Origin of the sequence: Lapidilactobacillus bayanensis (assembly GCF_003946695.1) — a bacterium.
GTDB classification, from domain to species: domain Bacteria; phylum Bacillota; class Bacilli; order Lactobacillales; family Lactobacillaceae; genus Lapidilactobacillus; species Lapidilactobacillus bayanensis.
In genome coordinates this window covers 1-6927 of the sequence record NZ_RHOX01000050.1, presented here as the reverse complement: position 1 = coordinate 6927, position 6927 = coordinate 1, and the positions used below count along the sequence as shown (strand labels likewise).

At 38.9% G+C, this 6927-nt stretch carries 9 protein-coding genes; 6 read left to right on the top strand and 3 right to left on the bottom strand.

The genetic code is table 11. From position 1 onward, the window contains the following. Positions 1-205: 205 nt before the first annotated feature. The gene (locus EKM65_RS10935) at positions 206-406 is read right to left on the bottom strand and encodes a hypothetical protein (protein ID WP_125608423.1); all 201 of its coding nucleotides are present in this window, start codon (positions 404-406) and stop codon (positions 206-208) included. 371 nt (positions 407-777) lie between these two features. Between EKM65_RS10935 and nrdH the strand changes: the two genes are divergently transcribed. From nrdH to nrdE, 3 genes are read left to right on the top strand one after another with little or no spacing between them, the layout of a single operon-like run. After that, on the top strand, positions 778-1014 hold the full coding sequence (nrdH, locus tag EKM65_RS10930) for a glutaredoxin-like protein NrdH (RefSeq protein WP_225420463.1): 237 nt from the start codon (positions 778-780) through the stop codon (positions 1012-1014). Then, positions 1014-1400, top strand: coding sequence for a class Ib ribonucleoside-diphosphate reductase assembly flavoprotein NrdI (gene nrdI / locus EKM65_RS10925; protein ID WP_125608419.1), 387 nt, complete (start codon positions 1014-1016; stop codon positions 1398-1400). The genes nrdH and nrdI overlap by 1 nt, the downstream gene beginning before the upstream one ends. Next, positions 1375-3540 (top strand): class 1b ribonucleoside-diphosphate reductase subunit alpha, encoded by a 2166-nt coding sequence (gene nrdE, locus EKM65_RS10920; RefSeq protein ID WP_125608417.1) that lies wholly within the window; start codon positions 1375-1377, stop codon positions 3538-3540. The genes nrdI and nrdE overlap by 26 nt, the downstream gene beginning before the upstream one ends. A gap of 276 nt (positions 3541-3816) precedes the next feature. Here the strand turns inward: nrdE and EKM65_RS11385 are convergent, their stop codons facing one another. After that, positions 3817-3969, bottom strand: coding sequence for a hypothetical protein (locus tag EKM65_RS11385; protein WP_164506929.1), 153 nt, complete (start codon positions 3967-3969; stop codon positions 3817-3819). Between the two features lie 102 nt (positions 3970-4071). Here EKM65_RS11385 and nrdF point away from each other — a divergent pair, with 102 nt between their 5' ends. Continuing rightward, positions 4072-5037, top strand: a complete 966-nt coding sequence (nrdF, locus tag EKM65_RS10915; protein WP_125608415.1) for a class 1b ribonucleoside-diphosphate reductase subunit beta — start codon at positions 4072-4074, stop codon at positions 5035-5037. A gap of 317 nt (positions 5038-5354) precedes the next feature. On the opposite strand, the gene EKM65_RS10910 is transcribed toward nrdF, so the two are convergent. Then, entirely contained in the window at positions 5355-6227 is an 873-nt protein-coding gene (locus EKM65_RS10910) for an Rgg/GadR/MutR family transcriptional regulator (protein ID WP_164506928.1), read from the bottom strand. Positions 6228-6332: 105 nt separating this feature from the next. On the opposite strand from EKM65_RS10910, the gene EKM65_RS10905 reads away from it, so the two are divergent. Together EKM65_RS10905 and EKM65_RS10900 are read left to right on the top strand one after the other, a co-directional pair. After that, positions 6333-6524: a hypothetical protein gene (locus EKM65_RS10905; RefSeq protein ID WP_125608411.1), complete on the top strand. Its 192-nt coding sequence runs from the start codon at positions 6333-6335 to the stop codon at positions 6522-6524. A gap of 61 nt (positions 6525-6585) precedes the next feature. Continuing rightward, positions 6586-6825, top strand: coding sequence for a hypothetical protein (locus tag EKM65_RS10900; RefSeq protein WP_125608409.1), 240 nt, complete (start codon positions 6586-6588; stop codon positions 6823-6825). The last annotated feature ends 102 nt before the right edge of the window (positions 6826-6927 follow it).

The window sequence follows — 6927 nt, the reverse complement described above, 5'->3', positions numbered from 1 at the left end:
TCGACTTATGATTCCGACTACTACGGCTCATAGCGGACTTTCACCGCCTAGATAACAATCATGCCGAGCGCACCAAACTTTCTTGTAAGTGGTAAACCACTAACAAGAATGCCGCGGCTGACCGCGATTTTTCTCCGGCACTAACAAACAAGCTGATACGATATGATATAACCGCAAATTTGTACTTCTCAAAATTGGAAGGTATTTAACCACTCGTCAATTCAGCGCTTGCGCAAAGGTTGCCATCTTGTTTGTTAAGTGGCGGCGAAGAAATACCGCTCAGTAGTGACATTAATGTTGGCAATTTATTGCCTACATTAAGGCTCGTATTTGAGACGATTTGCCCTTCAATCGGCTCAAATCGACGCCCACTACGTTCCAGCGCCAAGTATTTCTTCGACGCCACGGCAACGCGCACGTTCTATTAGCAACCTTTGCGCAAGCGCGGAGAACTACGAACTAACCACGATACCACACAATAACAGCAGTCTTTAAAAAGATGGAGAAATTAATCTTCGTCTTTTTTTATATCTATTTTTAACAAAGTTTCGTTTTTAATTACCACGGACGACCACGTTAGTCAATCAAAAAATTTAAAAAAACTTCAGTTACGTAAAAAGCGCACCAGTTCGGCAATACCAAATATAGAACATTAATCTAGCAGCAGTCGCTATATGTTGTGTTAAAAATGATTTGTCGCTATAATCAACACATGGCATGCTAATTGCCTTCGATGCAAATTAACCATTATCTACGACTAAAAAGGAGTTAATGACCATGACTAATCACAAAGTAGTAATCTATACCCGCAACGGTTGCATGCAATGCAAAATGACCGAGCGCTATTTAAACGAACACCAAATTGGCTATCAAGAAGTTAATATTGACGAGAATCCTGAATCGGCAAACTACCTCCGCGAAAAAGGTTTTAAGAGTGTCCCCATTGTTTTCCGCGAAGATGCACAGCCAATCATCGGTTTTCAACCGGCAGTTCTTAGAGAGTTGGTTGGCTAATGACAGCGATCGCCTTTTACTCAATTACTGGACAAACTCAGCGTTTCATTGATAAAACTGAATTACCAGCCTATGAAATTACCGACGCTAATCCCTATTACGAAATGAGTGAGCCTTACGTTTTAGTCGTCCCCACCTATGACGACGAGATGTTGGAACCGGTAATTGATTTTCTGGGTTACGCCAGCAATCACCAACAATTAATCGGTGTAGCCGGTGGCGGTAATCGTAACTTTAATGAACTTTATATTCATAATGCTAAAGATATCGCTCAAGGTTTAGGCGTTCCCGTTGTTTTCGACTTCGAATTCAACGGCACGCCAACCGACGTCAAAAACTTCAAAAAGGTGGTGCAGCAACTTGGGCTTAAAACAGCTAAACATTAATGATGTCACTTATTTCAAGCTTAACAACGAACTTAACCGCCCGATCGACGGCCAAATTCCCCTTAACAAAGATCGCGAAGCATTGGCTGCTTTTCTAAAAGAAAATGTTGAACCAAATACGAAAAAGTTCGCGTCAATCACTGAAAAAATCCAACATTTAATTGCGGAAGATTACTTGGAAAGTGATTTCATTCAGAAATATCAACCTGAATTTATTAAACAACTTTATCAAGAACTACTGGATCAACATTTCACTTTTAAATCTTTCATGGCCGCTTATAAATTCTACAATCAATACGCCATGAAAACTAATGACGGCGAATTTTACTTAGAGAACTTCGAAGAACGTGTACTTTTCAATGCCTTATATTTTGCAGATGGTGACGAAAAGTTGGCAACTCAATTAGCAGACGAGATGATTCATCAACGTTATCAACCTGCCACACCAAGTTTTCTCAATGCTGGTCGCAAACGTCGTGGTGAATTCGTATCTTGTTTCTTGATCCAGATCACCGATGACATGAACAGTATTGGCCGCGGCATCAATAGTGCGCTACAACTTTCCCGAATCGGCGGCGGTGTTGGCATTACTTTATCAAACTTACGCGAGGCTGGTGCGCCGATTAAAGGAATTACAGGTGCGTCGAGTGGCGTTTTACCAGTTATGAAATTATTAGAAGATAGTTTCAGTTACAGTAATCAGTTAGGACAACGTCAAGGCGCCGGTGCCGTTTATTTAAACGTCTTTCATCCAGACATCATCAGTTTTCTCTCCGCTAAAAAAGAAAATGCTGATGAAAAGATTCGTGTTAAAACCTTGTCCTTAGGCGTAATCGTGCCTGATAAATATTATGAACTCGTCTGTAATAATCAACCGATGAGCTTATTCAGTCCTTATGACGTTGAACGCGAATACGGTGTTCCCTTCTCTTATGTAGATATCACCAAAGAATATGACAATTTAATCGCTAACCCTAAAATCAGGAAATATCAAATTCAAGCGCGCGATTTAGAAAACGAAATTAGTAAACTGCAACAAGAATCTGGTTATCCTTATATTTTGAACATTGACACGGTCAACCGTGATAATCCCATCGATGGCAAAATTATTATGAGTAACTTGTGTTCAGAAATTCAGCAAGTCCAAACACCATCTGCAATCAATGACCGGCAAGAATATGTGCAAATGGGGACTGATGTTAGTTGTAATCTGGGCTCGACTAATATTTTAAATTTAATGGCCAGTCCTGATTTTGGTCAGTCTGTTCAAGCGATGACCCGCACACTGACTTTTATTTCAGATAGTTCCAATATTGAAGTCGTTCCTTCAATTGCTCACGGTAACCAGTTGAGTCATTCGATTGGCTTAGGTGCAATGGGATTGCATACGTTTTTGGCGAAGCAGCAAATTGAGTACGGTTCACCTGAGTCATTGGAATTCACTAGCACCTATTTCATGCTGCTAAATTATTGGACTTTGGTGGCCAGCAACAAGATTGCCACCGAGCGACAGGAAACCTTCCATAACTTTGAAAAATCTGCTTATGCCGATGGTCGTTACTTTGATAAATATCTGCAACAAAGTTTTGCCCCGACTTCTGCTAAAATTACGGACTTGTTTAAAAATATCTTTATTCCCGGTCCTGAAGATTGGCGTGCATTAAAAGCAAAAATCCAGGCAACTGGTCTTTATAATCAAAACCGTTTAGCCGTAGCACCGACTGGCTCGATTTCTTATATCAATGATACGAGTGCCAGCTTGCACCCGATTACACGCTTAATTGAAGAGCGAACAGAAAAAAAGAACGGCAAACTTTATTTCCCAGCACCTTTACTGGATAACAATACCTTGCCTTATTACAAGTCAGCTTACGACACCGATATGCGCAAAGTAGTCGATATTTACGCAGCTGCACAACAACATATCGACCAAGGGATGAGCCTAACTTTCTTCATTCGCTCAACTATTCCTGCCGGCTTATATGATTGGAAGAACGAGCCTGAACAAACAACGCGTGACTTAAGTATTCTGCGGAATTACGCCTATTATCAAGGTATCAAGTCAATCTACTACGTCCGAACCTTCACCGACGACGCTCAAGAAGTCGGCAGCAACGAATGCGAAAGTTGCGTTATCTAAAAATGATGGTTGGTGCTTCTTCGTGCCTACGGAAAATACGCTGGTGGAATGCTGCGAGTATTGATTTGAGCCAAATCAAAGACCGATTTGTCTCAAATACAAACTTTCTTGTAAGTGGTAAACCACTAACAAGAATACCGCGGCTGACCGCGATTTTCCTCCGGCACTGACAAAAGAGATGTGAGGGTGTGATTTAACTTTAAATTTGTACTTTTCAAAATTGGGGGGTAATTCAACCACTCATCAATTCAGCGCCTGCGCAAAGTTGCTATCTTATTAGTTTAGTGGCGGCGAAAGAATACCGCTCAGTAGTGACATTATTGTTGGTGATTTATCACCTACAATAAGGCTTGTCTTGGAGACAATTTGAAAAATTGGCTTCAAGCAACGCCCACTACGTTCCAGCGCTAAGTATTCTTTCGCCGCCACGGTATCCTCCATATTCAATAGGCAACTTTGCACAAGCGCGAAGAAGTACAACAAAACAGTTTTAATTTTCATCAATTCAAAAATGACTAAAAGGAGTTCATTATGGTCGAAACTTATTACAAAGCTGTCAATTGGAACGCCGTTGAAGATGCGATTGACAAAGCTACTTGGGAAAAACTAACCGAGCAATTCTGGCTGGACACACGGATTCCCTTATCAAATGATCTTGACGATTGGCGCACACTTAGCGCCACTGAAAAAACCGTTGTTGACCATGTTTTTGGTGGTCTAACTTTATTGGACACCTTGCAATCGCAAGATGGCATTGATCAGTTGCGCAAGGATATCCGCACACCCCAAGAATTAGCGGTTTTCAACAACATTCAATTCATGGAGTCCGTTCACGCCAAAAGTTATTCCTCAATCTTCAGCACACTTTGTTCGGCTGAAGAAATCGATGAAATTTTCGACTGGACTGATCACAATGAGTTCCTTCAGAAAAAAGCCGAAAAGGTTAACCAAATTTACCAAAACGGTAAGCCTTTAGAGAAAAAAGTTGCCAGTGTTTTCTTGGAAACTTTCTTATTCTATTCAGGTTTCTACACCCCATTGTATTATTTGGGCAATAATAAATTAGCCAATGTTGCCGAAATTATCAAATTAATCATTCGTGATGAATCTGTTCATGGCACTTATATTGGTTATAAATTCCAAGTTGGCTTTAAAGAGCTTTCTAAGGACGAACAGGCCCGCTTTCAAGACTGGATGTATAATCTACTCTATGATCTATACGACAACGAGGAGCGCTATACAGAAGCCTTATACGACGATGTTGGCTGGACTGACGACGTTAAAGTTTTCTTGCGCTACAATGCCAACAAAGCTTTAATGAACCTCGGTCAAAATCCGCTCTTCCCAGACACCGCCGATGATGTTAACCCAATTGTCATGAATGGCTTGTCAACAGGGACTGCTAATCATGATTTCTTCTCTCAAGTCGGTAACGGTTATTTATTAGGTCACGTTTCCGCAATGAAAGATCAGGATTACGATATTGGTCGGAAGTAAAAATACTCGAAGTTGCCAATATCTGCGTATTGTCATTTAACAATTAATACTAAATCTTTTTGGTATTGTTTATAGCTCGTCTTTCTTCTATACTCTGAGGTAAGGACGATATTGCGCTTACATTACCGTTTGGCATGTATCACACAATTTAATTTATTTGCCCTTTCCTTTTCTCCTTCTCTTCATAGACGCATTGGCCTGAACATCCAATATGCTATGCTTGGGAAGGAGTTTTTGGTATAACCAATAAACTACTCGCATAGCAGCGATTCGCTCGGTTCACAAGCTCAGACCGGGCTAAAGATACTAAAAAACTATCATTGCTTTTTTCCCAGTTGTCGGATTCTAAAATTCATCAGTGTTACGTAATAATCGTCGAAGCCCATCTCCTTATAAATCTGCAAATATTTATATCCTGAACATGGATATTTATTGGTATTGAGCTCTTTTAGCAAATCAGTCAGAAAAACACTGAGAATCTTGTAATGTAAGTTTTCGTATGTAAAGTAGCCGGCAGTTTGATCGATAACTCTCTGCATAAGCTCAGGTTCATTGATTTCGACAAAATGAATTTCCATGTTGAGAATTGTTTTGATGAGTATTTCATGATTAGGCGGGTAAGTTAAATCTAGTTTAGTCGGTAATAATTCAAGTATTCTTTGAATATAGGTTGAATTCAAATACTGAACGATATTTCCAAAAATTCGAAACTCAAAACTATTCCAATTCTGAACTTCCATCAGGTAATTCTCCAAAGTCTCTAAATCATGTTGTTTACTCTGCTTAAATTGTTGATAAACAAACGGGGAATCACTTTGCTGACGAAACATTTCACTTGACTTGAATGCATAGATGAGCCAAAAAATATCATTAGTTTGAGCGAACTTAACATAACATTCTTCTGAAATTTGCTTTAATTCATTCAGCCCTTTTGATTTCAGACCGCGATAATATTTAATGTTATTGAGGCATGTTTGTTTCTCATTATCGACCTTTACATAGTAGGAAAACTCATCTAATGATATATTTAAACGCTCTAAAAATTTAAATAGATATTCTGAAGAAAGATAAGAAGTTTCCTTTAATTCAAAAGTTGCTAGTGTACTTCTTGAACAAACTCCTTGTGTCAAATGCGCTTGACTGACTTGTTTGTTGATCCGAATTTTTTTAAGTATTTCCGCTTCCTTCATGGCTTTTCTCTCCCAACATGTCAAAATATCATACATAACGCTTCCAAACCAATCTTAGATGATATTATTACTTGTGTAAAGCAAAACAATATTGGAGATGATTTTGTGCTGACAATCTTGAGTTTGCTACCAACGTCACTTAGTAATGATGATAATCTTGATATTTTACTCGGTGCTCAGTTGTTTAAGTCGTTATCAAAAAAACTGAATTGTCTTTTTTCTAATATTTTGAGTAATGGTGCCAGCGTTGCCGACAAAGAAGGTGTGCAAATGATGAGCGGATTAGTGAAGTGCTAAAAATTAATGTGCTGAAAAATAAGTAACAACTTTTACATGATGGAAAGGAATGTTTATCGCTATGACAAAATACTTAGTGACCAATGTTGGAAATTACGGCTTCGCAGGAATTGGGATAAATCTTGATGAATCCCAAAGTGCCGATAAAGAAAGAGTTTATTTAGATGATCTCTTTAAAAAATTAGGGACGGGCAACGGTGAAGGTGATGAAATCTTTCTTTCAAGATATTCATTACCATACAAGAAGGTAATCGCTGAAAAGTATCTCAAAGCAACCATTACTGTTATTGACGAATTTTAAATAATCTGTGTACTTAATTTTTAATCGCGAATTTTATAATCAAGTTAGCCACCCATGTTGATTGATCAAATAATGGTCAAAAAAAGACACCAAGACGAAAAA

What these genes read in the sequence shown, in the direction of transcription:
- nrdI (WP_125608419.1), top strand. Translation starts at nt 1,014, where the DNA reads ATGACAGCGATCGCCTTTTACTCAATTACTGGACAAACTCAGCGTTTC.
- nrdH (WP_225420463.1), top strand. Translation starts at nt 778, where the DNA reads ATGACTAATCACAAAGTAGTAATCTATACCCGCAACGGTTGCATGCAA.
- EKM65_RS10900 (WP_125608409.1), top strand. Translation starts at nt 6,586, where the DNA reads ATGACAAAATACTTAGTGACCAATGTTGGAAATTACGGCTTCGCAGGA.
- EKM65_RS10910 (WP_164506928.1), bottom strand. Translation starts at nt 6,227, where the DNA reads ATGAAGGAAGCGGAAATACTTAAAAAAATTCGGATCAACAAACAAGTC.
- nrdF (WP_125608415.1), top strand. Translation starts at nt 4,072, where the DNA reads ATGGTCGAAACTTATTACAAAGCTGTCAATTGGAACGCCGTTGAAGAT.